Here is a 26,859-nt window from a genome sequence, read left to right as displayed (position 1 = left end):
AAAAACTGTCTACAGTTCAGTTTGGTGCGATTTTGTCATCCCGACGCAGGAGGGATCTTCGGGTAAGGCTGAAAACTTCCGGCTACAGAAGATCCCTCCTGCGTCGGGATGACAAAAAACGGCTACAGACTACTTCGATGAATAATTACGAAAGACATATTTTAACGAATGAAAAAAAATACTCTGGCTCGGTAGTTTGCTGATTATTTCCCTTCTGGTAGTAACCTGTCAGGTCGCTCGACAAGGTACACAATCGACAGCCTAAATTATGCCCCCAACCGATAAAAAGCCATTCTAACGCTATGCGAACGTTCCTATTCCTATTACTTACCTGTTGGTTACTAGGCGTTACTGTTGGCAGAAGCCAACCTGTCGAGGTGAAGTATGATGAAAGAGGTTGCCTCTATACCAGCTACAAAGGCTTGGTGATGGCTGGCTACCAAGGTTGGTTTGCCGCCCAGGGTGATGCGTCGGAACGAGGTTGGTATCACTATCAGAAACGGGGTAAGTTCGAACCGGGGTACGCGTCGATTGATTTCTGGCCTGATGTGAAAGACTATCCGATTACGTATAAAACGGCCTTTCAATTTGCCAATGGTGAAGCTGCTCAGGTATACAGTCCATACGACGAAAGCAGTGTCGATCTGCATTTCAACTGGATGAAAGAGTACGGTATCGACGGGGTATTTATGCAGCGATTTCTGGCCGAAGTGAAGTCGGAAAAAGGTAAACGGCATTTCAATAAAGTATTGGAAAATGCCCTGAAAGCAGCTAAAAAATACAGTCGCGCCATCTGCATCATGTACGACCTGAGCGGTTCTACCTCCGCCGATATGGACTTGCTGGTAAAGGATTGGGAGGAAGTACAGCAGCTTTTTTCGCTGTTCAGCAACAAAGACAATCCAACTTATTTGCGGCACAATGGCAAACCGCTTTTGGCCATCTGGGGCGTTGGTTTCAACGACGGTCGCCGATACACAACGGCCGATATTCAGACGCTGGTGGACCGGGTAAAAGGCCCGACGAAGAAAACGTCGATTCTGCTGGGCGTACCGTACTACTGGCGAACGATGACCAAAGATACCGAAGCGTCGGATCGGCTCCATCCGCTCATCAAAAGTGCCGATATCATCATGCCCTGGGCTGTGGGTCGTTATAAGCCCGAAACGTATGCCACCGTAGCGGGCAGTACACTAGCAGACGACATTACCTGGTGTAAAGCGGCTAAGGTAGATTACGTACCGCTGGTTTTTCCGGGGTTTAGCTGGGGAAATCTCAAAAATAGTCCCAATGTCTACAACCAGATTCCGCGCCTGAAAGGCGATTTTCTCTGGCAGCAGGTGGCTGGTGCTAAAGCAGCTAATGCCCAGAGTCTTTATGTAGCCATGTTCGATGAAGTTGACGAAGGCACGGCCATATTCAAAACCCGCAGAGAGAACGAATTACCCTTGAATGGGGAAGGTAGGTTCGTCGGCATCGAATCCGACCTGGCTTCCGATTATTACCTCTGGCTCACGGGACAGGCCACCCAATGGTTTCACGGTAAAAAAGGCTACAGTGCCCAAAAGCCTGTTCGCAAAAAATAAACGCAGCATGAATTAGCTACTACGTGTAGTCACCCAGCGACTCACATACTACGTCGATCCACTCATTGATTCGTTCGGGCACGGCCATGTGTTTGTAGGCGCCAATGTCCCGCTTGGTGGCGTTCAGTTAGAGCCGTCGAACATCTATATAGGATGATTTCCGGTCGATGGTGACATGAATGGCGAGTTGAAAAAAGTGGCTTGATTAGCTTTCTTCTGTAGAACAACTTTGAGTGAGGAGGCCCTAGAATTATCAGTATATGCTGAATGGATTTCCGTCAAAAATTGTTAAACTGTACCTTTGGGCATTGGTCGCTTGTACAAAGACAACCAATTGACATAACCAACTGGCATAACATAGGTACAGTAAATGGCGATTTAACAGCCCTCAAAATTCACTGATAATCAGCACATATTAACACAAATAGTACCATATCAAACCATAAATCGCGGGGCTTTGAACCCCGGCAGAGATGAGCAAACACGGACGAATTCTGGTCGCCATGAGTGGCGGCATCGATTCTTCGCTGGCAGCGGTATTGTTGCACGAAGAAGGTTACGAGGTCATTGGCATGACCATGAAAACCTGGGATTATGCCTCCTCAGGAGGTACAAAAAAAGAAACGGGCTGTTGCAGCCTCGACAGCATCAACGACGCCCGCAACATTGCGGTTAGTCTCGGTTTCCCCCACTACATTCTGGACATTCGGGAAGAATTCGGTGATGCCGTTATCGACCATTTTACGGGTGAATACCTCGAAGGTCGGACACCTAATCCCTGCGTTATGTGCAACACGCATATCAAGTGGGACGCCCTCCTACGTCGAGCCGATCGCCTTGATTGCGAGTCAATTGCAACCGGACATTATGCACACATACGCACTGAGGGCGGTCGGCACATTCTGTCGAAAGGCGTTGATACTCTGAAAGATCAATCGTATGTTTTGTGGGGTGTGTCACAGGAGAGTTTGAGCCGAACAAAATTGCCGTTGGGCCATTTACGCAAATCTGAAATTCGTGAGATGGCTACTGAACGGGGCTTTATCGAACTGGTTACCAAATCAGAATCATACGAAATCTGCTTCGTGCCCGACAACGATTACCGGGGCTTTTTGAAACGCCGGATGCCGGGTCTGGAAGCCGAAGTAGCAGGCGGCAATTTCGTGATGGAAGGTACAGGTAAAATTCTTGGCAAACACCAAGGATATCCTTTCTATACAATTGGCCAACGTAAGGGACTTGGTATGGCGTTTGGCCAGCCGATGTTCGTTACCGAAATCCGGAAAGATACCAATGAAGTCGTACTAGGCGTCGACAAAGACCTGCTTCGCGATGGCATGATTGTCAGCAAGTTAAATCTGCAAAAGTATGACCACATCAATGGTCCACTCGAAACCGTAACTAAAGTGCGGTACAAAGACTCTGGCACTCCAGCAACCATTTCGCAAACGGGCGACAAAATCGAGGTACTTTTCAACGAAGGCGTATCGGCCATTGCACCGGGCCAAGCGGCTGTATTCTACGAAGGCGACGATGTGATTGGCGGAGGCTGGATTATGAAAAGCTTCCGGCAAAACGACCCTTCATTCGATCTGGCTCAGCTTGCTGTGGGTGCCTGATATTTTTCGACAGGATTTTCAGGATTTGTTTTGCTAATCTCTTCAGTCAACAAATCCTGAAAATCCTGTTAATCCTGTCAAAAAAACTTGTCTTACATCTAGACACACAGTACCAAGAGCTTTTACGTTTTCTCTATGTACTTTGTGTTTAAAATCGAAACGGCTACTTTACGAATAGACATTTCACTAGTGCTTTTCATGAAAAAATATCTGTTGTTCATTGGTTTCGCGCTGGCATTAACGAATCAGCTTTTTGCCCAAACGACCCCCACCGTTCCAGTTCCAAAAGGCCATCCGAATCCAAGTGGTGCCGGCTGGAAACCCCTCTTTGCCAGTGATCTTTCGGATGCCGGTTTTCCCAAAGGCGTCTGGACTGTCGACGATGGGGGCGTTTTGACTGCTTCGGCCGACAAAACCATCTGGACAGCAGTGCCTTATGACGACTTTGTTCTGGATTTATTTTTCAAAACGGCCGATGGAACCAACAGTGGTGTGGTTGTTCATGCTAGCGATACGACCAACTGGATTCCCAATTCAGTAGAGATTCAGATTGCCGATGACTATGCCAAACAGTGGTCCGAATCGCCTACCAACTGGCAGTGTGGCGCTTTTTTTGGACATCAGGCCGCAACCAAACAACAGGTCGTTAAAAAGCCCGACGAATGGAATCGGTATACGATCACCTGCCAGGGCAAGATGATTTATGTAGTGCTGAACAATCAGTTAGTCAATACCATTGATTTGTCAAAATTCACATCGGCCAAGAACAATCCCGATGGCACTACCGCACCCGCATGGTTTAGTAAAGCACCTGCCGACTTACCACTTCATGGCTATATCGGCTTACAAGGGAAACACGCCGGAGCGCCTATCTATTTCCGAAATCTGAAAATCAAAGCATTATAAGTAACGCGGGTTTCCACCCGCGCGACTACTCACTCCCATGCAAACCGAACCAGTAACTCGCCACAGCTCTGCGCTACCCGAATTGCGTTTTTCGCTTAGCCTTCTGTACATAGGCCGGTTTCTGCTAGGCATGAATGCGTCCTCAACCACTACCGATGAAGGGATCGACGCATTCGATGAGCGGATTGAGGAGGTTACAGATGAATTGGTTTCTACAGAATTACTCCACGAAGCGGCTGTGCTGGCCGGCGATATTTTACCCACAGCTACTCCAGATAACCCGAATTAAATTTTAGTCTAATGCCCGATTCTTCTTTCACCCCTACCTGGGCGGCTCTTTTCGATATGGATGGTGTATTGATTGATAACGCCAATTTTCATATCAATGCCTGGTTACAATTTGCTCAACAGCACAATCGTCCACTTACCAAAGACCAATACCTCGAAAATATCAACGGTCGTGTATCTGCCGACGCGATGGCCTACGTATTTCAGCGGCCCATTTCACCGGGTGAACTGATCGTACTGACGGAAGAAAAAGAAGCCATTTATCGGGAATTATATCGGCCGCATCTTCAGCCAGCACCGGGTTTGCTGGGCTTTCTGACAGCTTTAAAAGCACAGCACGTTAAACTGGCCGTAGGCACATCAGCCCCAGAAAGTAATGTGGTGTTCACATTAGATGGCCTGCCCTTGCGACCCTATTTCGATGCGATCGTGGACGCCAGCATGGTGCACAAAGGCAAACCCGACCCTGAAATCTACCTGACTGCCGCCAACCGAGTAGGTGTTGAACCAGCCCGATGCGTTGTCTTCGAAGATGCGTTTGCGGGTATTGAAGCCGGTTTACGAGCGGGCATGAAGGTCATCGCCCTGGCAACAACCCATACTCGCGACGAGCTAGCAGACACAGGTGCGTCGTTAATTGTTGATGATTTTACGCAATTGACCGTAGAGGCTGTGCAGACATTGCTCGATTAAGTACTTTTCCTGTTTATTCTGGTTTTACCAATCGCTCTTTCGTAGCATCCGTCAATTGACGCAGGGCAGTCGCTTTATCGATGGGGAACTTACCTCTCGCCAACCAGTTGTCGAACAGATCAAAGCTCCAGCCATAGATTTTAACGGGATGTTTAGTAAGGTATGCGGTAAAGCGTTCCGTGGCCTGCTCTGTGCTTTGCTCATTCGTTAGCACAGCCAGGCAGGTTTCAAGGTATTCCTTGAGCGTTGCATACCCATCCCGTAGTTGTTCGGTAGGCAGGTTGGCGAGTGCCTGTTTTGCCCGAGTGTATTGCCCCGTCAATAAACTTAATTCAACAATTGTCAGCCGAATGCCGGGGTCTGCGTAAATTAACTTCTCATAGGCACGAATCGCCTTGCGGTAACTGGAGTCGGCTTCAGCTAGTTTATTTTTCATCGTCAGATAGCGGCCCTGTTCCGTTAAAATCTGCCCTATCTGTTGGTGATTGTTGGATGTCGAGATTAGGACTTCAGCCTTCGTGATAGCAGATAAAGCGGGATCATATTGGCCCATCGCGCCAAAAACGGCCGCTTTCTGTTGCCAAAAGGACGCTACCATCCGATTTGCGTTTAATGTATCCAGATACTTTTCGGTACGAAGCTGTGGAGCAAACTGAATGGCTTTGTCATAATCGGTCAGCGCTTCGGTATACTCTTTCCGATACATATGAAAGCCTGCTCGTAATGCATACGAAAAGGAACGAATCGTATCTGGCGCATAATCAATCGCTTTGTCAAGATCACTGAATGCACCATCCCAATCACGCTGACGAAATTTATCCATCGCCATGTTCTGGTAAGCCATCGCTACCTTCCGATTCGGCTTACTTATACTTCCGGGTTGTAACAACCCCGCTTCTATAAATGCAACCCGCAACGCATCCTTGCCATTGAAGCTACGATTCAGAGCTTCAGGAAGCCGGTTTTCCTGTACCGAAAAGTTTTCCAGAGCGGGTGCGTCTAATATGCTTACAGGTAACTCCGTTAGTAGATTGTTGGATAAGATCAGCGATTGCCAGGGAGCTTTTTTCCAATCAATAGCCGGTAACGTACTGATACCACAGTTTATGATTGTCAGGCGCTTAAGACTTTTCATTTCTACAGTTTTGGCAAACACATCATCACCATCCAATTGGGGTTGGTTCTGAATAGTCATGTTCTGCAACTTCGTACAATGTACAATACTATCGGGCAGTTGAACAATTCCCCCCACCCCACCAGCGGCATCTTTCTTACTGCTGATTCTTAACGAAGTAAGCTTATGCAAACGACCAATCGTATTGGGTAACCCTTCCAATTTATTGCCATCGAGCGATATATCCGTTACCTCTTTCCACCCCCCAATACTGTTGGGCAGTGCAATTAACTCGTTATCAGACAAGAATACAGATCTCAATTTAGTCAGTTCACCAATATTTTCGGGCAGTAGCCGTAACCGCGTGAAGGAAATATGAAGCGTTTGCAGATTGACAAGGTTACCGATTGATGCAGGCAGTTCTGAAATGGGAAGTTGCTCAATCTGCAATTCGGTTAATTGCCGTAGGATGCCAATATCAGCGGGAAGGGCTGTTAACTCATTTGCCCCAATTTGTAGCGACTTTAAATTAGTCAGCCTGGTAAAACTAACAGGGAATGAGCGTAATCGATTTTTACCAATTGTCAATCGGTTTAATGAATCCAATTGCCCAATACTCGTTGGCAAGCCTGTTAACTGGTTATTATAGAGCGATAAGACCTTTAGTCTCCGCAATTTCCCAATATCGTCGGGCAGCTGTTCAAGCTGGTTATTTCCCAGATTCAGATTCTGCAAGTTCACTAGCCGGGCAAGTGAGTTAGGAAACTGCGTCAATTTATTCTGGCTGACATCTATCTCATTCAATTGGGTTAGCTGACTAATGTCGTCGGGCAACACACTGAGTTGATTATTTGATAGATGCAGTTGACGCAAGCCCTTTAATTGCCCTATAAACGGCAGAGACTGAAGCCGATTTCCTTGTAATAACAATTCCTCCAAGGCAGTCAATTGCCCTACTGAGGCTGGCAAGGAGTCTAGTTTGCAGTTCGACAGGCTCAGTTTTTGCAACCGATGTAAGGCGCTTATCTGCGCTGGAAGCCGATTGAACGATATACTTTCCAGGCGTAATTCGGTCAATTGATCTAATTGGCCTATGCAGTCTGGAAGCTGATATGTCCTGTTATCTCGGAAATTATTGCCACTAACGATTAGCGTTCGTAACTGCGGGTGTGCACAGATGCCCGACCAATCGAAAGACTTGGAGCCTTGACTAACCAGCCGTTCGAGATTCGTTAAACCGACAAACGTAGTTGCTGTTACTTCCAGGTCAGAATTGTAGACCAAATCAACCGATTTAAGGTTCTTCAGTTCACTTAATTTCAGGTTTCGTAACGATTGCATGCTCTCTAATGAGATCGTTTCTAAGCGAGAGAGACTAGCTAACGACCGCTGAAATGTCGTTGTATCCATCTTGACGTTCGACAAGGTCAATTCACTCAATTGACTTACACCAGCAAAAGTTTCTGGTTCAAACAGCCAGCCCTGTCCACTGATTTTCAACTTTGTAAGTTGTAGTAACACCCCCAGCTTAAGTCGCTGTTGAGGTGTTGTCTGCCAGCGGCTTACTTCCAGATAACGCAGTGTTTTTAGTTCTACCAGCGTTTTTAGCGACTCGTCCCAATTAAAACTAGCTCCTCCAAGCCGAACATCATGCAATTTGGGCAGACGAGCCAATCCAGTTGGCAAAGCCACTATCTGGACACTTCCCGTTTTATTGCCATAGGCAGGGTCGATAGAATAGGTAAGCCGTTCTAAAGTTGGCCAGTTCTGAATTACCTGAATGAGCGAATCGAACTGTTGTGGCGTTGAATTACTCAACATAACGCTCAAAACACGTACCTGCTGCAAGGCCCGTAATTTCGCTATTCCTCCTTTTTCCAATACACTCCCGTTGATTTGCAGAGCCTCTATCTTACTACCTGACTTAACTTTTTGGAGCAAGTCATCGAAGCTTGTGTAGCCTTTGAACTGTTCAGGAAGACCGTACTGAAATTGATATGAATCTTCGATCGGAAACCAGTTTGGTAATCGATCCAGTTCCGATAAGGGCTTTGTTGCATACTGAGCGTTGCTTTCATAAAATCCGATCAGGATCAGTCCAATCATGAAGAACCACTGATTCCACTTATTGAGCAGCATATTTTATTGTACTTTTGTGGTGCGTTTAGTCGCCTGAAATATACAGGCATTTGTTTAACTAGCAAATTGCCGATAAATCGAAATCAGAAAACATAACATGTCCTTCATACCAGCCCGAGAGGGCTTTTTCTTTCCTCCCGAGTGGCATCCACACGTAGCAACCTGGCTCAGTTGGCCCCATACCGAAGCATCCTGGACGCGCGAGCGGCAGGAGTTGATGTTTCCGGCTTACATCGATTTTATTAAAGCCATCGCCGAAAGCGAGCACGTGTGCATCAATGCGCATAACGACATTGTCATTCAGACAGCCAAATTGCGTTTACTAGCCGCTGGCGCCGACATGAGTCGCATTACGCTCCTGCCCCATCCAACGAACGATTCGTGGTGCCGCGATCATGGTCCGGCTTTCCTTATTAATCCTGAGAAAAAAGAGCGGATGATCGTTAACTGGGGATACAATGCCTGGGGAGGGAAATATCCGCCTTACGATCGCGACGACCTGATTCCGGTAGAAATTGCTCACTATCGCGGTTTGGAGTATGTTACGCCCGGCATCATCATGGAAGGCGGTTCCGTAGAGTTCAACGGTGCCGGAACGGTGCTGACAAGCCGAGCCTGCCTGCTCAATCAGAACCGGAATGCACACCTAACCCAGGCGCAGATCGAGCAATACCTCTGCGATTACTACGGTGTTCAACAGGTACTTTGGGTTGAAGAGGGGATTGTGGGCGACGATACGGATGGGCACATTGACGATACGGTTCGTTTTGTGAATGAGGACACAGTCATTGCCGCTTACGAATCGAATCCGAACGACGCCAACTATCCCTTCCTGCAGGAAATTCATCAGGAGTTAAAGGAAATGCGGCTTCTGAACGGCAAGCAGCTCAACATCGTTGAACTACCCATGCCCGATCCGGTTGAGAGTGATGGTCTACGGCTTCCTGCATCTTATGCCAATTTCCTGATTACGAACGGATCGGTCATCGTGCCAACGTTCCGATGCGCCAAAGATCAGCAGGCTCTAGACATTATCGGCACCTGTTTTCCTGATCGTAAAATCGTCGGTATTGATTCAACAGACATTGTTTGGGGATTAGGCAGTTTCCATTGTTTAAGTCAGCAGGAGCCAAGTGTCTGAACCAGGATTTTCAGGATTTAACTGATTTTGCTGAATTGACGAACGGCCAGTGTGACCCCGATGGGGTCAGATGTCTATAGAAAGGCCCTATTTGCTATAAACATTTGACCCCATCGGGGTCACACAAAGTATAGCTCAGTTTTAATCTGTGTACTTGTTTAAAATCATACTGCTCAGTTAAATCAAAAAAATCCCGGTTCAGACAATGTACAACAACAAAACCTTCCGCTCCGTCACCAATACGCCCAATGGCGAAGTGAGTGGCGACACGCTTTTTCATTACCACCAGGAAGGCCAGATTGTGTGGGCTGAGTATAGTGGAGGAAGCATCGTCAAAGGCTTTCTGATAGCTACACTATTGACCGGTGATTGCCTTGATATGCGCTACCAACACGTCAATACCCAGGGTGAGCTAATGACGGGTCGATGCCATTCCACCCCCGAACTGCTCACTGATGGGCGTATTCGCCTTTACGAACGCTGGCAGTGGACCAGTGGCGACAATTCATCCGGCGAATCAATTGTTGAAGAAGTTGCTGACTGAATTGATTAAAAATCTGAATCATGCGAATCTATTCACTCATTATCTCTTTCACTCTTTCACTCTTTATAATCGGCTGTGCCCCGCAACCAACCCTCACCGCGGAGTTGGTTCCCCGGTCATTGAGGGCGGTTAATCTGGAAGAAACCATTAGTCGGCGGGATGAACTGATGATGGCCTACTCGTTAACCAGTTACGATGCCAAGAATAAGCCTGTCGCTGTCGTGAATGGAGGCTGGGGGGTAGAACCCGTAAAGAAGGATGACCAGCTTGATCTGCAAACAGGCAAGACGAATGGCAGTAGTTCAGTCGAACACAGTCCAGCAAAACCGATTAGCCTTCAGCTTCCTCGTAATGGCCGCATTGTAGCATCGGTCGTATTGATTGAGGTCGACGATTATAATCAGGCTCGGCAAACAATCTCTAAAATACAGAAGATCCATAATATAGTGGCCCTTCCGATTGGATTATTGCTGACCGCCACTGAAGTGCTGACACCACTGAAATATGTCTCGGCGGGGCTGGTGGCGTCGGGCATTGGCTTACAACTCGTCGATAAACTCGATGACGATGATTTATTAGGCCAAAGCAGTGTTGATCTTCGCGAAGCCGATTTGCGTCAGAAAAAACAACAGCTTGTGCATGTTCCAGCCGTATTTACAGGTCAGAATATGAAAGACGCATTCGATTATCGATTGGAATATGACATTATACTGAAAACCGTTAAAATTCAACCCGTTCGCCAATAAGCGATTCTGCCCATTCGTTCCCTAGTTAACTAAGAAGCGAATGTTTTTTCTATAGTATCTGTTTTACCAACATATCAAAATTTCCTTTACTAGACGCTATGCGCCATTTAACAGGCGGTTTTTTATTGGCCATTCTTGTAACAGCCTGTAAAACAACCACGCCGGTTGTTCAGCAAACACCCCCACAACCCGTTATTCTGACGCTGGGGAACAAAGCTTTTACGACCGATGATTTCTTTCAGTCGTTCACCAAAAATCAGTTATCCTCCGATTCGGCCCAGCACACCGATGTAAAAGGATATTTTGATCTCTATACAAATCTTAAGCTGAAAGTACTGGCTGCCGAAACCGAAGGCCGCGATACAACAGAGGCTTTTCGGGAGGAAATGAACACCTACCGGAAGCAGCTGGCGCAATCGTACATGACCGACAAAGTACTGGTCGAATCGCTTACGGCCGAGGCTTATCAGCGCATGCAGGAAGATGTCAATGCATCCCATATTCTGATACCGGTTTCCGAAGATGACCTGCCTGCCGATACCCTTAAGGCGTATGAAACAGCGCTGGCGCTGCGAAAAAAAGCGTTGGCAGGCGAAGATTTTGCCAAACTGGCGAGCGCCCATTCGCAAGACGCAAAGACCGCTCCAAATGGAGGAAACCTGGGTTATATTACTGCATTTGGCGTTGTTTACCCGCTCGAAACAGCCGCTTACACAACCCCCGTTGGCGGTATTTCGCAACCCGTCCGAACTCGGTTTGGCTACCATATTCTCAAGGTAAATAATCGCCGGCCGAGTCGGGGGCGTGTTCGGGTAGCACATATATTGGTCCGCATGAGTCCAAGTGCCGACGATGCAGGGCAAAAAATGGCGAAAGAACGGATCGACGCAGCCTATGCCCGTTTACAAAAAGGAGAACCCTTCGAACTGGTTTGTCGTGACCTATCCGATGATGCCACTTCGAAAACAAACGGGGGTGTTTTACCCATGTCTACCCCCGATCGACCCTGGGTTCCGGCCTTCGACGATGCAGCTTTTAGCCTAGCCAAACCCGGCGATTATTCTAAGCCTGTTCATACCAACTACGGCTGGCATATCATTAAGCTCATTGAACGCAAAAATCTGGAGCCCTACGCAACGATGGCCCCTTCGTTACATCAGCGGGTTACTACCGACAGTCGAGCCGAAGTACTAAGGCAAGCCACGATCCTTAAACTTCGTAAAGAATATGCTGTTCAGGAAGATAAGTCTACACTGGAAGCTGCGTTAACCAAGGCTGATACTACTTTACTTCGGGGCCAATGGCGTTATACAGAGCCTCTAGGTCCGGATTTGCAAAACAAGACTATAGTTACGATCTCCGGCAAACCGTCGACGGTTAACGATTTTTTCGCCTATGTTCGCCAACGGCAACAACCTCCCCGAAACCCAGCGTTGTCGGCGGCATCGAGTGCACCCGCCACCACGCTCGTTCAGGGGTCTCCCCTCGTTGCGATGCGCCGGTTATTTGATCGATTTGTGGGGGATCGCCTTTTGGCCACCGAAGAAGCGAATCTGGATAAAAAGTCAGCTGAGTTTCGGTCGCTAATGAATGAAATCCGGGACGGCGTATTGCTTTCGCAGGTCATGGAGAAAAACGTGTGGGAACGGTCGATGGTCGACTCTACGGGTCAGCGTCAATATTTTGAACAGCGTAAAGCCAATTATCGCCTGCCCGAGCGTGCCGTTGCAACGCTTGTTGTTGCCCAAAACGACAGCCTTCTGAAACAAGCCACAACAGCACTTAACGGCCGCCCGCCCTACCAACTTCGTCGGTCGGCGGCTCCGATAACGTTTGACAAAAACCAGACAGTTCTCACGCAAAATCTGCGTGAAACCCTCTTCGACATTCTGGTTGCAATGGGCCATAATCCCGATTACGTTATTGAGGTAACCGGTTCACATGACCCTACCGAGCGTGATTCTGTTTCGGCAAATCGGATTCGGAGCGTTGTGAGTTATTTGCAGAAAAATGGCATTTCGCTGAGTCGCATTATGGAAAAAGATTACCAGGGAGCCCGACCTGGTGTATCCAAAGATGCCCAGCGGAACGTAACCTTCCAGTATTTCAGCAATGCCAAGGACGATGTAATCAAAACCATCAACAGCAAATATCCAGTAGCTACTGGCGCGTTACCTGCATTGTCTCTTACCGAAGGCGTCTTTGCCCAGGGAGCTAATCCCTACCTCGACGCTATCGACCAATGGAAAGTAGGCACAACGATCCTTCATCGTGACAATAAGGCCATTGCCGTGATCATCAGCCGAATTGAACCTCCACGAGCTAAAACATTTGCCGAAGCACGTGGCACGGTCATTAACGAATACCAGGCCATGCTCGAGCAACAATGGCTTAATCAACTTCGGCAAACCTATCCGGTGAAGGTCAACGAAGCCGAAATTCAGAAGTTAGTTAAATAGATTTAAAGTTTCAGGTTTAATGTTCCAAGTTTCCATTCGGTAGGCAACATGAAACTTGGAACATTAAACCTGAAATCTGAAACACATAAAATTTCTTAAAACACAGACCACTTGCCGTTCTGTGCGTATCTTTGAGAATATGAAAAAAGTAATCAGCAGTGTGCTCTTTATTTTGGTTGGTTGCCTTCTGACAGCACCTACCTTTGGCCAGGGGCAGGGCATCAGTCTTAACAAGATCATCGCAAAAGTAGATAACTACTATGTGCTGAAATCGGATCTTGACGAAGCCACCCAATCGTACGTTGGCCAAAACCAGACACCTCCCTCAAAATGTCAGTTATTGGAAAGTCTTGTTGTCAACAAAATGATGCTAGCCAAAGCTGAAATTGACTCGGTTGTCGTCGATGATAAAATTGTAGACAGCGAACTCGATTCCCGGATGCAGTACATGGTGCAGCAGTTCGGTTCTGAAAAAAGCATCGTTGAAGCCTATGGCAAAAGCCTGGAAATGCTGAAAAGTGAACTTCGGACGCAGGTAAAAGAGCAGAAGGTTGTTCAGAAAATGCAGCAGAAAATCACAACCGATGTGAAGGTGACGCCACGCGATGTCCGCAAGTTCTTCGATGCGATTCCTAAAGATAGTCTTCCATACATGCCTGCTGACGTAGAAGTGGGGCAGATAGTGCGGTTTGCGAAACCTACCAAAGAACAAAAAGAAGCCCTTCGTCAGCGATTACTGGACCTCAAACATCGAGTTGAAAAAGGGGAAGACTTTGCGAAACTAGCCAAAGAAAACTCTGAAGACGTTGGTTCAGGAGAGAAAGGTGGAGACTTAGGTTTTGCCAAACGGGGAATGATGGTTGCGCCTTTTGAAGGAGCTGCCCTGAAATTGAAACCGAATGAAATGTCGGATATTGTGGAGTCGGAATTTGGTTTGCACTTAATCCAGCTGCTGGAAACCCGTGGTGCCGAATACCATGCCCGCCACATTCTGCTTCGCCCTGACTACAACCGTTTAGATTTAAGTGGGCCAACCCACTATTTAGACAGTCTTAAGAATCTGATTCAACTTGATTCGCTGAAATTTGAAAAAGCAGCTCACGACTATTCAGAAGACAAAAACACAGCCGATGCTGGGGGCTTACTCCGTGATCCTCAAACGGGTAGCAGCCGCATGGCGATGGATGGCTCAATGGAATACGCAATGTTCCAGATGCTCGATACCATGCAGGTAGGCAAGATTTCGTCGCCACTACCCTACCGTACGGAAGATGGCAAAAGTGCGGTACGATTATTGTATTTTAAGACTAAGATTCCACCTCACACGGCCGACTTCACGAAAGACTTCGAAAAATTGCAGACAATTGTGCTTCAGAATAAAAAGAACCGCGCCATCGATGACTGGTTCAAAAAATCAATCGCCGACGTATACATCACGGTTGATCCTGAATTCCACAGCTGCCGAATATTCGGAACAACTCAGAACAGTGCGGCCAACCTTAGTGGAGGCAATTAATTTTGAATGAGTGAATGAGCGAATGAGTGAATACCATCCGGCGAACTATTCTTGCGTCAGCTATTCACTCATTCACTCATTCACTCATTCTGTCATTCTAAATTAACCTGATTTACTGTGCCTTACTCATCAGACGTCGCGGCTGCAGAAGCCCTCAGCAACTCTTACCAAAAACTCAAAAGCGAAATCTCGAAAGTCGTAATTGGTCAGGACGAAACCGTTCGGCTGTTGTTGACGGCTATTTTTTGTCAGGGACATTGTTTGTTAGTAGGTGTGCCAGGGCTGGCCAAAACGCTGCTGATCCAGACAATTGCTGGGGCGTTAGATCTGGATTTCAACCGAATTCAGTTCACGCCCGACTTAATGCCTTCGGATATTCTGGGTTCTGAAACACTTGATCAGGAGCGCAATTTCAAATTTATCAAAGGCCCTATTTTTGCCAACATCATTCTAGCCGATGAGGTCAACCGGACTCCGCCTAAAACGCAAGCCGCTCTGCTGGAAGCGATGCAGGAATATTCGGTAACGATTGCGGGTCAAAAATACAGTTTGGGTCGCCCTTTTTTCGTATTGGCTACCCAAAACCCCATTGAACAGGAAGGTACATATCCGCTCCCCGAAGCGCAGTTAGACCGGTTCATGTTCAATATCTATCTGGATTATCCGTCTTACCAATCAGAAGTTGACATCGTAAAAAGTACCACCTCTGATCGTAAATACGAGGTTCAGCGGGTAGTTACGGGCGAAGAAATTCGGGAGTTCCAGCAATTAGTGCGCCGAGTGCCTGTAGTTGATAACGTGGTTGAATACGCAGTTAAGCTCGTCCATAAAACCCGCCCTAATACCGAAATGGCGTCTTCTGATGCGAATCAATATTTGGAGTGGGGCGCAGGTCCACGTGCCTCGCAATCGCTCATTCTCGCGGCCAAGTGTAATGCCTTACTTTCTGGCAAATACTCCCCCGATATTGAAGATGTTCGGGCGGTAGCGTTACCAATTCTGCGCCACCGGGTTGTCCGAAACTTTAAAGCAGAAGCCGAAGGAATTTCCGTTGAGCAATTGATCAAAAGAATGTTGTAAATAAAGGAGTAAAGGGACAAAAGGGAGGAGGGGGAAGAAAGGAACTAAGGGGAAAATAATCATCCCATTTTACCTTTCCTCCCCCTCCTCCCTTTTGTCCCTTTACTCCTCTCTTGTGTTCGTTTTTCCTAGATAATCGTCATCACCCATTCCGGTAGATTTATCATCTACGCCAGTTGGCTTTACATTTTCGGTTTCTTCACCAACTAAAAAGTCATCGGTTCCATTCGGTTCATCCTGGCCGGGGTCTTGTTGCTCATCTAATGTTTCCATAATGTAGTATCCTTGGTTATTTATGAAATAACCAACATGCATTCTCACAGGTTACAAAAAGTAAGATTCTGGTGCCTTATTTATGGATTCCTTCGTAGAAGCTAGATGTGGAGGCTGTTTAAACTTTCTTTTTTACCAAAAAAACACTCAATTCCCACCTATTTTTAAAAGTTTAAACAGGTTCGTGGTTTAAAAGGATTTAAGCCCTCATCTGCCACAATTTGTTATTTCGCAATCCTATTCGTACAACCTGACCAACGTGTATATCATTACGAGTAGTTAACAAGCGTAGGGATACGTAGCGAGACACTTCGACTTCAAGCTCATAGTGGCTCCCTTTAAAGTACACCGCCCGAACCAAGGCTGGCGTCCCAGTCTCATCTAGCTTTAATTGTTCAGGCCGAAGACAAATTAAGGATTCGGGCGCATCAGATTCAGGCAAACCCACCAAGGGCAGGTACTTCGCTTTAACGATATTGACTAGACCTGTCATCCGGGCAGCATAACCCGTAACAGGCTGATGATAGACCGCTACGGGTGTTCCCAACTGGATTAGCTTTCCATCGCGCAAAATTCCAAGCGTATCGGCAATGGAGAGTGCATCGGAAGCATCATGCGTGACAAACAGACAGGATGTCGAGCGCGACCCGGCCTGCTCATGTCGAACCAGATCGAACAGTAAGTCACGCACGATTAGTCGGTTGGGCAGATCGAGGTGACTAAACGGTTCATCGAGTAATAGTACCGCCGGTTTGTCGGCAATGGCACGCGCAATAGCTGTACGCTGTTTTTCGCCACCCGATACCTGACGTGGTATTCGGTCCTGAACGTCCGTCAGGCGGCACAGCTTTAAGAGTTCATTAACCCGGAACTCCCGATAACTTTTCTCGAAAAACCGTAAGGCGTAGGCAATGTTTTCCCGCACCGATACATTCGGCATTAGTTGATATTCCTGATGGACCAACCGAATGTCTTTATGACCCGGCACTAATACCTCCGACGGTCCTGGTACCCGTTCGTCGTTAAGTCGAACCTCACCTGTATCGGCATCGGCTAAGCCTGCTAACAGATTCAATAGTGTACTTTTACCCGATCCACTGGCCCCAACCAGGGCCATTATCTGCCCTGGTTCGAGCGTAATGGATACATTTCGAACGGCCTGAACCGAGTTATACGCTTTTACTAGTTTAGTGGCAGTGAGCATGGTGAACGTAACCTGGACGTCTACGTCCGGGTGTAAATACTACCCGGACGTAGACGTCCAGGTTACACTAAAATATAAAATTAGTACTCAAGAATGTGGACTGATGATGCCCTACAATCTCGTTCAGGATTTCCTTATTATTCGCCGTGCCTTTTGTAGCCACCGCCGACCGGATTGAGAATGAACGAAGTGCATCCTCAACCGACAAGGTGCCTTCTGCCGAATCTTTACGGCCCGTGAAGGGAAACGTATCGGGTCCGCGCTGACACTGTGCATTGATATTAACGCGGCTAACGAGGTTCACCAATGGGTCGATGAGCCGGGCGATTGCAGCCGTATCGGTGCCAAAAATACTAGCCTGCATCCCATGATCATCTGTAATCAGATAGTCGATAAATTCTTCAACATCGTCGTACACAACCACCGGAATTACGGGGCCAAATTGCTCTTCCCGGTAAAGTCGCATACCTTCTTTAACAGGATAAACGACCGCTGGCTTGAACAGGGAGGCTATTGTTTCACCCCCACCTTCATTTACGATTGAAGCCCCACCAGCGGCTGCATCGGCAATAATGTCGGCCAGGTACTGTGGTTTAGTCGGCTCAGGTAGCGGTGTAATTTGCACCTTGGCCTCCCAGGGCATACCGGGTTTGAGCTTACTGACTTCCGGACTAAACTGCGCCAAAAACTTGTCGGCAATAGACCGATGCGCCCAGATGATTTTGATAGCCGTACAGCGCTGCCCATTAAACGACAACGTGCCTAGCAGACATTCCTGTACAGCTATGTTAAGGTCGGCGTCGGGCAAAATGATAGCAGCATTTTTCGCGTCGAGACTCATGATTGACCGAAGCCGATTAAGTTTTGGGTGCTGCCGTTGCAGTTCGTCGGCTACACGGCTGGAGCCAATGAGTGTCAGGACGTTTACTTTTCCAGACTGCATGACCGGTGGAATCACATTGGCTCCTCGTCCGTAAAGTGAATTGACAACGCCCTTCGGAAAACTGGTTCGGAATGCCTCCAGCAGCGGATAATGCAGTAACGATCCATGTTTAGGCGTTTTGAACAAGATCGTATTCCCCATCAGAATAGCCGGGATCAGCGTTGTATACGTCTCATTGAGCGGATAGTTAAACGGTCCCATAGCGAGTACAACGCCTAATGGCGACCGACGGATTTGTCCAATAATCCCTTCTTCAATCCGAAACCGCGACGAGTTGCGGTCCATATTTTTGAGCGTATCGATCGTATCGTAAATGTATTTCACCGTACGGTCGAACTCTTTGGTAGCATCGGCAAGGTTCTTACCGATTTCCCACATAATCAGGTTAATGACCAGTGTCCGCTGCTCCAGCATTTTCCCAATGAAGGTTTCCATGCAACGAATACGATCGGCCACCGACATCTGGGGCCACTCACCACGGCCATTATCGTAGGCGGCTACCGCAGCGTTCAGAGCCTCAACAGCTTCTGTTGGGCCCGTTACTGGAAAACTACCGACAAGCTGACGCTGTAACGTGCCATCAGCATCAGGCAGGCAAACGGGAGAATACACTTCTGAGACAGGACCGTTCCACGGGCGCATTTCACCGTCGAGTAAATACTCGCGCTGGTGAATGGGTTCGATACGGTACTCGGCAGGAATCTGGTCTGTACTGGTTGGGAAGAGTTCACTAAGTTTCGAATCGTTCATGGGAAGAGATGATTATTGAAAAGAAACGGGGCAAACGTCGCCATTTGCGGGGCAAAATCCAATCTGATTTGGTATAAATAAGGGTCCTTATCCTGCCGATTATGGGCTAAATCGATACCTGGACGCAACCAGGCCCGAAATTTCTGCGTACCGGGGTAAATGACCAGCCCTTGTGTGCTCCCGTTTTACGAACTCATTACTCAGTCAAAACTTCGTCTTTCTCTCATCATGGCAAAACTTTTCGTTATTCTTCTGATCTGTGTTAGTCTACAAGTTCACGCGCAGGATACGTCGTATGTTGTACAACCTTTTGCTACCGCTACACCCATTGATAATCAACGCTTAAGTACTTCTCCAGATTCGCTACTTCTACCTCATAAAATGCTCCTGACACAACGGGTATTCTGGGGACCGAACGGGTTACTTCGGGTTCTTCATGTTTCTCCATTCACTTTAGAAGGACGGCAGAAAGAAGTTAAAATACGTCAGTTTATGCTCTTGTCTCACAAGGTTACGGGCTATGCCACGCTGGCGGGTTTTGTGGCGCAGGGAATTCTGGAACTTAAATTAGCTAAAACCTCAGGGAGCGAGTACAATCAGCTACTCAACGCACAGCAAACCGTAACCACAATCACCAACATTGCTTATGGTACAACGGCTCTACTCTCATTAACCGCCCCACCTAAACTAATAGCCGATCAGAAAGCCCGAAGTGGGATCAAATTGCACAAGTATCTATCGATTATTCACTTAACCGGCTTCATTGCGACCAATATTCTGGCCAGTCAGGTAGCCCAACATTCCGAACTCCGCCCCTATCGCCAAGTAGCAGGCTTTACCACGTTAGCCGCCTTTGCGCCTGCTTTGATAGCGCTTAAATTCTGAGGTAGGGTACTTTTACTAAAACGTACAAAATCCATTATTTGACAGTCCTTCCAGGGGGGAGTTCTCGGAACCATACAATAATGTAGGATATCATCAATTACTCACTAAGAAAATGTGATCAAGCATATCTTCTCATTGGAATTGTATGTTCCAAACTCATATGGCCCCTTTTTCGCTCTTCATCATTGGTAAGCTACCACCCAATAATTTGATAAAATAATTAAAAGTAGTTTTACTCACTCCCCAATTTGGTGCAGGAATATTACCCCATACCTCTGGATTATCGGCTAAATTGAAATAACAAACGCCCGCTATTTCAGAGTGGTGGTTGATGACCTGGGCGGCTTCTTTAAGCCATGCTTGCTGAAACTCTTTAGGCCCTTTAACGCCAAATTCAGTAATAAAAATAGGCTTATGTGCAAATCGCATTCGGTAATATTTACGTTGATAAATTGTCTTAAATGATTCCTGTTTAGTTGGATCTGTTATGTTCTTATCAGGTAAGCCGTAGATTGCCATACTAATGTAGTCAACCACATCGGAGCCAGGCCACCATTCCATTGAGCCACGATCGCCCGCAGGCCCCCATACTCTTTTAATATTATTAGGCTTACTTTTAGTAAAACCCATAAAATATCGAAAGGCTTTAATATATAAACTTGGATCTTTACTTTGCCATGGATAACGATTGATAGGAATTTCCATCTCATGAGCAAATCGTAAATAAACTATTTGTTTCACGTTGGAAATAAGCTGATAAATCTGAGTAAATTCTTCATCGTATACCCCATTAACTGTATTTAATAAGGCACTAGAATCGGGTCTATTTTTTTTGTCGCGCCAAGGTTCAACCGTAATAATTATATCGTTTTTTCGAGCGACAATAGCGTTAAATTCTTTTTGAAAAACTCCAGTCTGTATATTTCCTAAGTCAACAAATATATGTTCAACGCTAACTTGTTTTAGATTAGCTAAAGTAAGCCTAGGATCATAAACGCCTATTTTGACTATACTTGATGGTCTATTAATTGAGGTATTGATAGAATTCGTGTCGACAAGGGTTGAATAAATTATTTTCTCTTCTGCCTTTATTTTACTTATAGCTTGTTCAAATTGATTACGAATTGACACGTTTTGCCTTAACCTCTCAGTTCCTAAAACAAGAATAGGTTTATCCATAAACCTCATTCGCTGTATTTTTCGTTTAATCATAACAGCAATAGATGGTTCTTTAGGGTAAGCAGTAGTCATTAATTCAGATTTGCTATCCAGTGTAATACTTATTAAATCGACAACGTCCTCTCCGGGCCAATATTCTTCAACACCCGGATAGCCAGATGTACCCCACACAATACGGATATTTTTAGCTAAGGATTTGCAAAGAGTTGAGAAATGCCGGAACGTATTAATATAGACAACAGGAGATTTATATTGCCAGGCATAAAGATTAACTGGCACTTCCATATCTGGATTGAATCTGAGATAAATTGTTTTATCAATTTCAGATAAAAATGCACAAAGGTCTTTAACCGTTTTATCACAAGAATTGGTCAAATCACTTTTATTTATTGACTCCTGAAAAGCTTGTGGACATTCTACCGTAACCAGGCAAATTCCATTAGCAGGAGCTGTAGAAAAGAGCCGTTTAAGTTGTGGTTTGTCAAACCCCTGCCCCAGCCGAATGCGTGCGTGACTAAAGGAAGTTAAATCGATTTGTTTTACCTGCTCTTTATGGTCAAATAAACCTATAGCAAATTCTTCAAATACTTGAGTAGATAAGAATGGAGCCAATTTGTCACCATTTATTAGTATATTAATGCCTTTAATAAGCAAAAACGTAACAATTGCACCCAATAGGTATATTATATATATTTTTTTCATCTTATTTGACTATAATTACGATAAAAATATCACTAAAACGATAATATATTTGTAAATATAATTTATAAATCAACAGTAAAGTAACACATAGAAGATCAACCACTTGGTAAATCATCAACTAAATAGGTATTACTCTTCTAACACTTAGTCCGAATTTCCCATTGATTACAATGGACGCATTGTCCATACCGGTTCTGTCTAGCAATGTAAAAAAGCCAAAACAGCACTCGAGAATTCTTACAATAAAATTGAATAAACCTCAATATTTTTCCTCAGCAATAGACTATGCGTAATTTATATTTGTTCATGCTGATAGGCTTTATTTATCCTATTTGGCTTCTATCTTGTCAACATGCTAATAAAAATGTCACACTAAAGAAAGTGACCATTATTAAAGAAAATAGCAAATATAACCTATATCGAAATGGTAAGATTTTCAGAATTAAAGGTGCGGCTGGCTATTCACATTTTAGCGAATTAAAAAAACTAGGTGGAAATACCATTCGTATATGGGACACCCTAAATCTAGCTACTATTTTAGATAGTGCATTGGCAAATGACATAGCCGTCATTGTTGGGCTCCCAGTCCCTAATAATGATGATTATATGAGCTTTTATAACGATCCTCAAAAAATATCATTTCAATATAATTCTTATAAAAAGATAGTTAATAAATTCAAAAGTCATCCAGCTGTTCTTATGTGGTGTGTTGGCAATGAGTTATCATTTCCTTATAAATTATCATATAACAATTTTTACAATGCATTTAATGGTATAGTCGATATGATTCATGACGATGATCCAGATCATCCAGTAACTACAACTATTTTAAATTTCGATAAAGATTATCTTATCACCCTAGCATTACGCTGCAACATAGATATTATTTCTTTTAACATTTTTAACAGTATTAATGATTTAAGAAAGGATATAAGCAATTTTTCCTGGTTTTGGAATGGCCCTTATTTACTAACAGAATGGGGCGTTGATGGACCCTGGCCAAATTCCGAACATACAGCCTGGGGGGCTTTTATCGAAAATACAAGTACAAAGAAAGCGCAATTGCTTCTGAACCGATATAGACAGTTTGTACCTGTAGAAGATCCGAGATTTCTGGGGGCATTTATATTTTTCTGGGGACAGAAACAAGAAACTACCCCAACCTGGTTTAGTATTTTCGATGAAAAGGGGGCTCGGTCAGCTATTTTTAACACTATGAATTACATATGGACTGGAAGAAAAGATAAATACAAAGTTCCGGCTATAAACTATATGTTAGTCAATGCGAAAGGTGCCCGTGATAATATCTTATTAAGCCCTAACGAATTTTCAACTGCCGAGGTATTTATGGAGTCGCTTTCGGATTCTATTAAAATAGTCGATTGGCAAATTGTTCGGGAAGATTGGTATAAAGAAAATAATATAAATATCGATCGAAAAAATAGACCGCTCAAGACTATTTTTAAAAGTCAGAACAAACTAAAAACAAACTTTATTTCTCCTCCATGGGAAGGGCCATACCGTATTTCGGCTACTATTTATGACAATCAGGGAAATTTTGCGACTTGTAATACACCCTTTTATGTGGTGAGCGACCGATGAAACCGACTTTATCCGCAAAATCACCGTCACGAAAGGAACGGTTTACCTTTCGTTTATTGATCAGTTTAGGATTGGTATCCATGATTTTTTTTATGGACCAGGTAGTGTCAGTAGCAGTCCGTGGCAATAAGTATTTGTACGCACTACTTCTGTTGACCTTCATTTACACCTGCCTGAAAATTCTTCATGAATGGGTTCATTACTTCTGTATTACTGTACCTAGAACTCCTCTCACATCGAAGGTTTATACGGTTGATATTTTCACAACCTTCTGTGCAGGAGAGCCTTATAGTATGATTGAGGAGACATTGACGGCTATCCAGGCTATAACCTATCCTCACCAGACCTACCTCTGCGATGAGGCTGATGATCCCTATTTGCGGGAAGTGTGCCGTCAATTAGGTGTTCATCACGTTACCAGAATCGATAAAAGAGATGCGAAGGCAGGAAACATTAATAATGCGCTGAAAAATTCATCAGGTGAATTATGTGTTGTTCTAGACCCAGACCATGTTCCCTTTCCCAATTTTTTAGATCCAATTGTTGCGCATTTTGATGACCCTAAAATTGGCTATGTCCAGATCGTTCAGGCCTATAAAAACCATGACGAAAGCCTGATTGCAAAAGGAGCCGCTCAGCAGACGTATCAGTTCTATGGCCCAATGATGATGACCATGAATGCCTACGGAACGGTATTAGCCATTGGGGCAAATTGCACCTTCCGACGTGCCGCTCTTGAGTCAATTGGGGGTCATGCGGCCGGCCTGGCAGAAGACATGCATACATCCATGCAGCTACATGCCAAAGGCTGGCAATCGCTTTATGTTCCGACTATCTTAGCTCGCGGATTAGTGCCCTCCACATTATCAGCCTATTATAAGCAGCAATTAAAATGGTCACGTGGTGTTTTTGAATTACTGGTCAGCACGTACCCCAAGCTTTTTCGGCAGTTTACCTGGCAACAAAAATTACATTATGCTGTAATTCCCTTGCACTACATTTCCGGGTTTATTTTTCTGATCAACTTTATTATTCCCATCATCGCGGTGTTTTTTGGCGCTAGTCCTATACAGATTGATGTTGTGGAATTCGGGTTGATTGTCTTACCATTTGTTTCGGCTGTTATTCTCATTCGACACTACGCTCAGGAGTGGGTAATGGAAGACAAAGAAAGAGGATTTCATGTTGTCGGGGGGCTTCTCATGATCGGAACTTGGTGGGTATTCATAACCGGTTTTGTTTATACACTTATTAGAAAAAATGTCCCCTATATACCTACGCCCAAAGACAATCAGGAAGCCGATAACTGGGCGTTAAATATCCCGAATCTCATCGTAATAGGCCTTTCAATTGCGGCAGCGGTGTATGGATTATCAAAGGACTGGAATCCCTATAATCTGGCGATGGCAGGGTTCGCAATTGTAAACTCCCTGATTCTTAGCTTTACAGTTTTGGCTAGTCGACAAATGCAGTTCGAACGCGTTATTGACCAGTTTGCGTGGTTAAGCCGTTTTATGCAGGGCATTAAAGCGATTAAAATTAACTTTTGGTTAGTACGACGCCGGATCTATTCGAATGTGCGAAATATCGCGTTGCCGATAACGTTTCTTCTGGCTTGCTGGATTGGTTATATTGCCTTCACGAAAGTGGGTGGTAAAGAAAATCCGTTACGTGCCTCGTTAAAATTGAGTCAGTTTACCCTGGGTTCAATTTTAGCTGACCGGCTCGCATCTCCTGCCTTTACGAACAACAAGTCTCCTATCAACATACTACCTTTAGCCCTCGGCGAAACGGTAGAAAATATGGTAACAGCTACTATAGCTGACTCTATTTATCAAAAAGGCGCATACCCAATTATCACCTGGGAGCCATGGCGCACCAAAAACCATCAAACGAATGCCTATACTGTTTTTCAGCATATTAATAATGGAGACTATGATCCATATTTAGACAACTTTGCAGCGCAAATTAAAGCCCTGGATCGTCCGATCTACATTTGCTTCGCACCTAGTTTAGGCAATTCATCAGTCACGTTGGAAAATATACAAAAGGAGTATAAAGCTGCCTGGAAATACGTTTATTCCTATTTTATTGATCACGGAGTGAACAACGCGATTTGGGTATGGATACCGGGTAATCTGTCCGCTTTAAATACGTATTTCCCCGGCAAAGACTATGTGGATTGGATCGGACTAGCTAATATCAAGACTGATACTTCTTTTATAGAGTTCTATCACCCTTTCCATCGACATCCGATTTTTAGATCTGGCCTGCCAGTTATGCTTATCAAGACGGATGCGTCGGCAAATGGAGAGCAGCCTGATCGTTCAGTAAGTACGCTGGCACCTTATCAGATCAAATACCCTGAACTTAAAAGCTTAGTCGTATTAACTCAGAACAAAAAGAAGGGACAACCGGATTTACGGCAAATACTGGCTAAGCCAACAGCGTCAGCAGTACCTAAGCTCCAGATGCTGAATCAACAGAATTATCCTACCGTTTCATCATCGAAACGCATTCCGTTTTCAAATTTATTTGGCGTAACCTATACAAAAGGCCAGGATTGGAACAAAAACCTAACTAGTTTTTCGAAAAAAGAGCTCCTGTCCGACATAAACGAGATGAAATGGTGGAAGATAAATACGATACGGCGTTACGGACCTTCCATATACGATTACAACATTCTTAATGCAGCTCGATCCGCCAATATTAATGTTCAATATGGCTATTGGATTCCCGATTATTTAAACTTCCGGACGGATCAGGATGAACTAGAATCGTTGAGAAACCAGATTTTGACACGAGTGAATGAGCTTAAAGATGAAAAGGTCATCCTTTCCTGGCATCTGGGAAATGCGGTTTTACAGAACCTGAGTCGCTATTATGTAAAGCCCGAATTGCTCTACCAGCAAGATGCTTACCTAGATTGGCTCAAAAATTTAATTCTAACCATTAAACGAATAGATCCAGGCCGAGCAGTCACTATTGACGTAAACGCATCAGAAACGTTGCCCGAAACGGTCACTATGATCTCTCGAATCATTCCTCAAATCGATTCGTTTGGATTAGTACTGGAAAATCATGCCAAGGCACAGACGATTCGCCTGAACGAGTTATCAGTACCTTATTTTTTTAGCGCTATTGAGGTTGCAGACTATGCCAAATTCAGGAATAAACAAAAGAGTGTGTTCTTCCCAAATTGGCAAGATGAGCAAACTACAGAAGGGGTAACGTTCAATGGGCTCAAGGATCATTGGGGGCGAAACAAATTTTCGCTGTTGCAACTCTGGCATATTCAGAAAAGAGTACCGCTCTCCGATTCGCAGCCTGTAGTCAAGATTTTGAAACCTGCTCTGGCAACCGTGCCTTATACGGAACTTACGTATCATGCTATCATTAAAAAAAGAGGAAAATGGAGTTTGATAGATTCTACTTCATCGAATTTCCGCTTTGAATGGAAACTCGTTCAACTTGATCAACAAAGGAATCC

Annotated in this window: 19 protein-coding genes; 14 read left to right on the top strand and 5 right to left on the bottom strand. The window is 45.2% G+C overall.

The window, feature by feature from the left end; genetic code table 11:
* Positions 1-302: 302 nt before the first annotated feature.
* The 5 genes from ACYVGR_RS13335 (at position 303) to ACYVGR_RS13315 (ending at position 5,092) form a co-directional block, all read left to right on the top strand.
* Positions 303-1,586: a glycoside hydrolase family 71/99-like protein gene (locus ACYVGR_RS13335; protein ID WP_460957348.1), complete on the top strand. Its 1,284-nt coding sequence runs from the start codon at positions 303-305 to the stop codon at positions 1,584-1,586.
* A gap of 473 nt (positions 1,587-2,059) precedes the next feature.
* Complete coding sequence (gene mnmA / locus ACYVGR_RS13330) at positions 2,060-3,205, top strand: tRNA 2-thiouridine(34) synthase MnmA (protein WP_460957346.1); 1,146 nt, start codon at positions 2,060-2,062, stop codon at positions 3,203-3,205.
* A gap of 198 nt (positions 3,206-3,403) precedes the next feature.
* Complete coding sequence (locus tag ACYVGR_RS13325; protein ID WP_460957344.1) at positions 3,404-4,111, top strand: 3-keto-disaccharide hydrolase; 708 nt, start codon at positions 3,404-3,406, stop codon at positions 4,109-4,111.
* A gap of 37 nt (positions 4,112-4,148) precedes the next feature.
* On the top strand, positions 4,149-4,400 hold the full coding sequence (locus tag ACYVGR_RS13320; RefSeq protein ID WP_460957342.1) for a hypothetical protein: 252 nt from the start codon (positions 4,149-4,151) through the stop codon (positions 4,398-4,400).
* A gap of 11 nt (positions 4,401-4,411) precedes the next feature.
* A complete protein-coding gene (locus ACYVGR_RS13315; RefSeq protein WP_460957340.1) occupies positions 4,412-5,092 on the top strand; it encodes an HAD family hydrolase in 681 nt (226 codons plus the stop codon).
* A 13-nt stretch (positions 5,093-5,105) separates the two neighbouring features.
* Here the strand turns inward: ACYVGR_RS13315 and ACYVGR_RS13310 are convergent, their stop codons facing one another.
* Positions 5,106-8,345 carry a leucine-rich repeat domain-containing protein gene (locus tag ACYVGR_RS13310; protein ID WP_460957338.1) on the bottom strand — a complete coding sequence of 1,080 codons (3,240 nt, stop codon included), beginning with the start codon at positions 8,343-8,345 and terminating at the stop codon, positions 5,106-5,108.
* Between the two features lie 97 nt (positions 8,346-8,442).
* Here ACYVGR_RS13310 and ACYVGR_RS13305 point away from each other — a divergent pair, with 97 nt between their 5' ends.
* The 6 genes from ACYVGR_RS13305 (at position 8,443) to ACYVGR_RS13280 (ending at position 15,831) form a co-directional block, all read left to right on the top strand.
* Positions 8,443-9,486: an agmatine deiminase family protein gene (locus tag ACYVGR_RS13305; protein ID WP_460957336.1), complete on the top strand. Its 1,044-nt coding sequence runs from the start codon at positions 8,443-8,445 to the stop codon at positions 9,484-9,486.
* 205 nt (positions 9,487-9,691) lie between these two features.
* A complete protein-coding gene (locus tag ACYVGR_RS13300) occupies positions 9,692-10,030 on the top strand; it encodes a n-acetylglutamate synthase (protein ID WP_460957334.1) in 339 nt (112 codons plus the stop codon).
* Between the two features lie 20 nt (positions 10,031-10,050).
* Positions 10,051-10,776, top strand: coding sequence for a hypothetical protein (locus ACYVGR_RS13295; protein WP_460957332.1), 726 nt, complete (start codon positions 10,051-10,053; stop codon positions 10,774-10,776).
* A 98-nt stretch (positions 10,777-10,874) separates the two neighbouring features.
* A complete protein-coding gene (locus tag ACYVGR_RS13290) occupies positions 10,875-13,235 on the top strand; it encodes a peptidylprolyl isomerase (RefSeq protein ID WP_460957330.1) in 2,361 nt (786 codons plus the stop codon).
* A gap of 139 nt (positions 13,236-13,374) precedes the next feature.
* Entirely contained in the window at positions 13,375-14,751 is a 1,377-nt protein-coding gene (locus ACYVGR_RS13285) for a peptidylprolyl isomerase (protein ID WP_460957328.1), read from the top strand.
* Positions 14,752-14,868: 117 nt separating this feature from the next.
* Positions 14,869-15,831, top strand: a complete 963-nt coding sequence (locus tag ACYVGR_RS13280; protein ID WP_460957326.1) for an AAA family ATPase — start codon at positions 14,869-14,871, stop codon at positions 15,829-15,831.
* Between the two features lie 102 nt (positions 15,832-15,933).
* Here ACYVGR_RS13280 and ACYVGR_RS13275 read toward each other — a convergent pair whose 3' ends face one another.
* The 3 genes from ACYVGR_RS13275 to ACYVGR_RS13265 form a co-directional block, all read right to left on the bottom strand.
* Positions 15,934-16,104, bottom strand: coding sequence for a hypothetical protein (locus ACYVGR_RS13275; RefSeq protein ID WP_460957324.1), 171 nt, complete (start codon positions 16,102-16,104; stop codon positions 15,934-15,936).
* A 199-nt stretch (positions 16,105-16,303) separates the two neighbouring features.
* Positions 16,304-17,308, bottom strand: coding sequence for an ABC transporter ATP-binding protein (locus ACYVGR_RS13270; RefSeq protein WP_460957322.1), 1,005 nt, complete (start codon positions 17,306-17,308; stop codon positions 16,304-16,306).
* A 67-nt stretch (positions 17,309-17,375) separates the two neighbouring features.
* Complete coding sequence (locus tag ACYVGR_RS13265) at positions 17,376-19,001, bottom strand: NADP-dependent glyceraldehyde-3-phosphate dehydrogenase (RefSeq protein WP_460957320.1); 1,626 nt, start codon at positions 18,999-19,001, stop codon at positions 17,376-17,378.
* A gap of 228 nt (positions 19,002-19,229) precedes the next feature.
* Between ACYVGR_RS13265 and ACYVGR_RS13260 the strand changes: the two genes are divergently transcribed.
* Positions 19,230-19,886: a hypothetical protein gene (locus ACYVGR_RS13260; RefSeq protein WP_460957318.1), complete on the top strand. Its 657-nt coding sequence runs from the start codon at positions 19,230-19,232 to the stop codon at positions 19,884-19,886.
* A 156-nt stretch (positions 19,887-20,042) separates the two neighbouring features.
* On the opposite strand, the gene ACYVGR_RS13255 is transcribed toward ACYVGR_RS13260, so the two are convergent.
* Positions 20,043-21,767, bottom strand: a complete 1,725-nt coding sequence (locus ACYVGR_RS13255) for a hypothetical protein (protein WP_460957316.1) — start codon at positions 21,765-21,767, stop codon at positions 20,043-20,045.
* A gap of 285 nt (positions 21,768-22,052) precedes the next feature.
* Between ACYVGR_RS13255 and ACYVGR_RS13250 the strand changes: the two genes are divergently transcribed.
* Both ACYVGR_RS13250 and ACYVGR_RS13245 read left to right on the top strand, forming a co-directional pair.
* A complete protein-coding gene (locus ACYVGR_RS13250; protein ID WP_460957314.1) occupies positions 22,053-23,369 on the top strand; it encodes a glycoside hydrolase family 2 TIM barrel-domain containing protein in 1,317 nt (438 codons plus the stop codon).
* Positions 23,370-23,461: 92 nt separating this feature from the next.
* The coding region (locus tag ACYVGR_RS13245; protein ID WP_460957312.1) for a glycosyltransferase family 2 protein at positions 23,462-26,859 on the top strand (3,398 nt) is incomplete at its 3' end.

Source organism: Spirosoma litoris, from assembly GCF_054776755.1.
The sequence above is the reverse complement of the archived record's forward strand: the minus strand, read 5'-3'. Positions and strand labels throughout refer to the sequence as shown.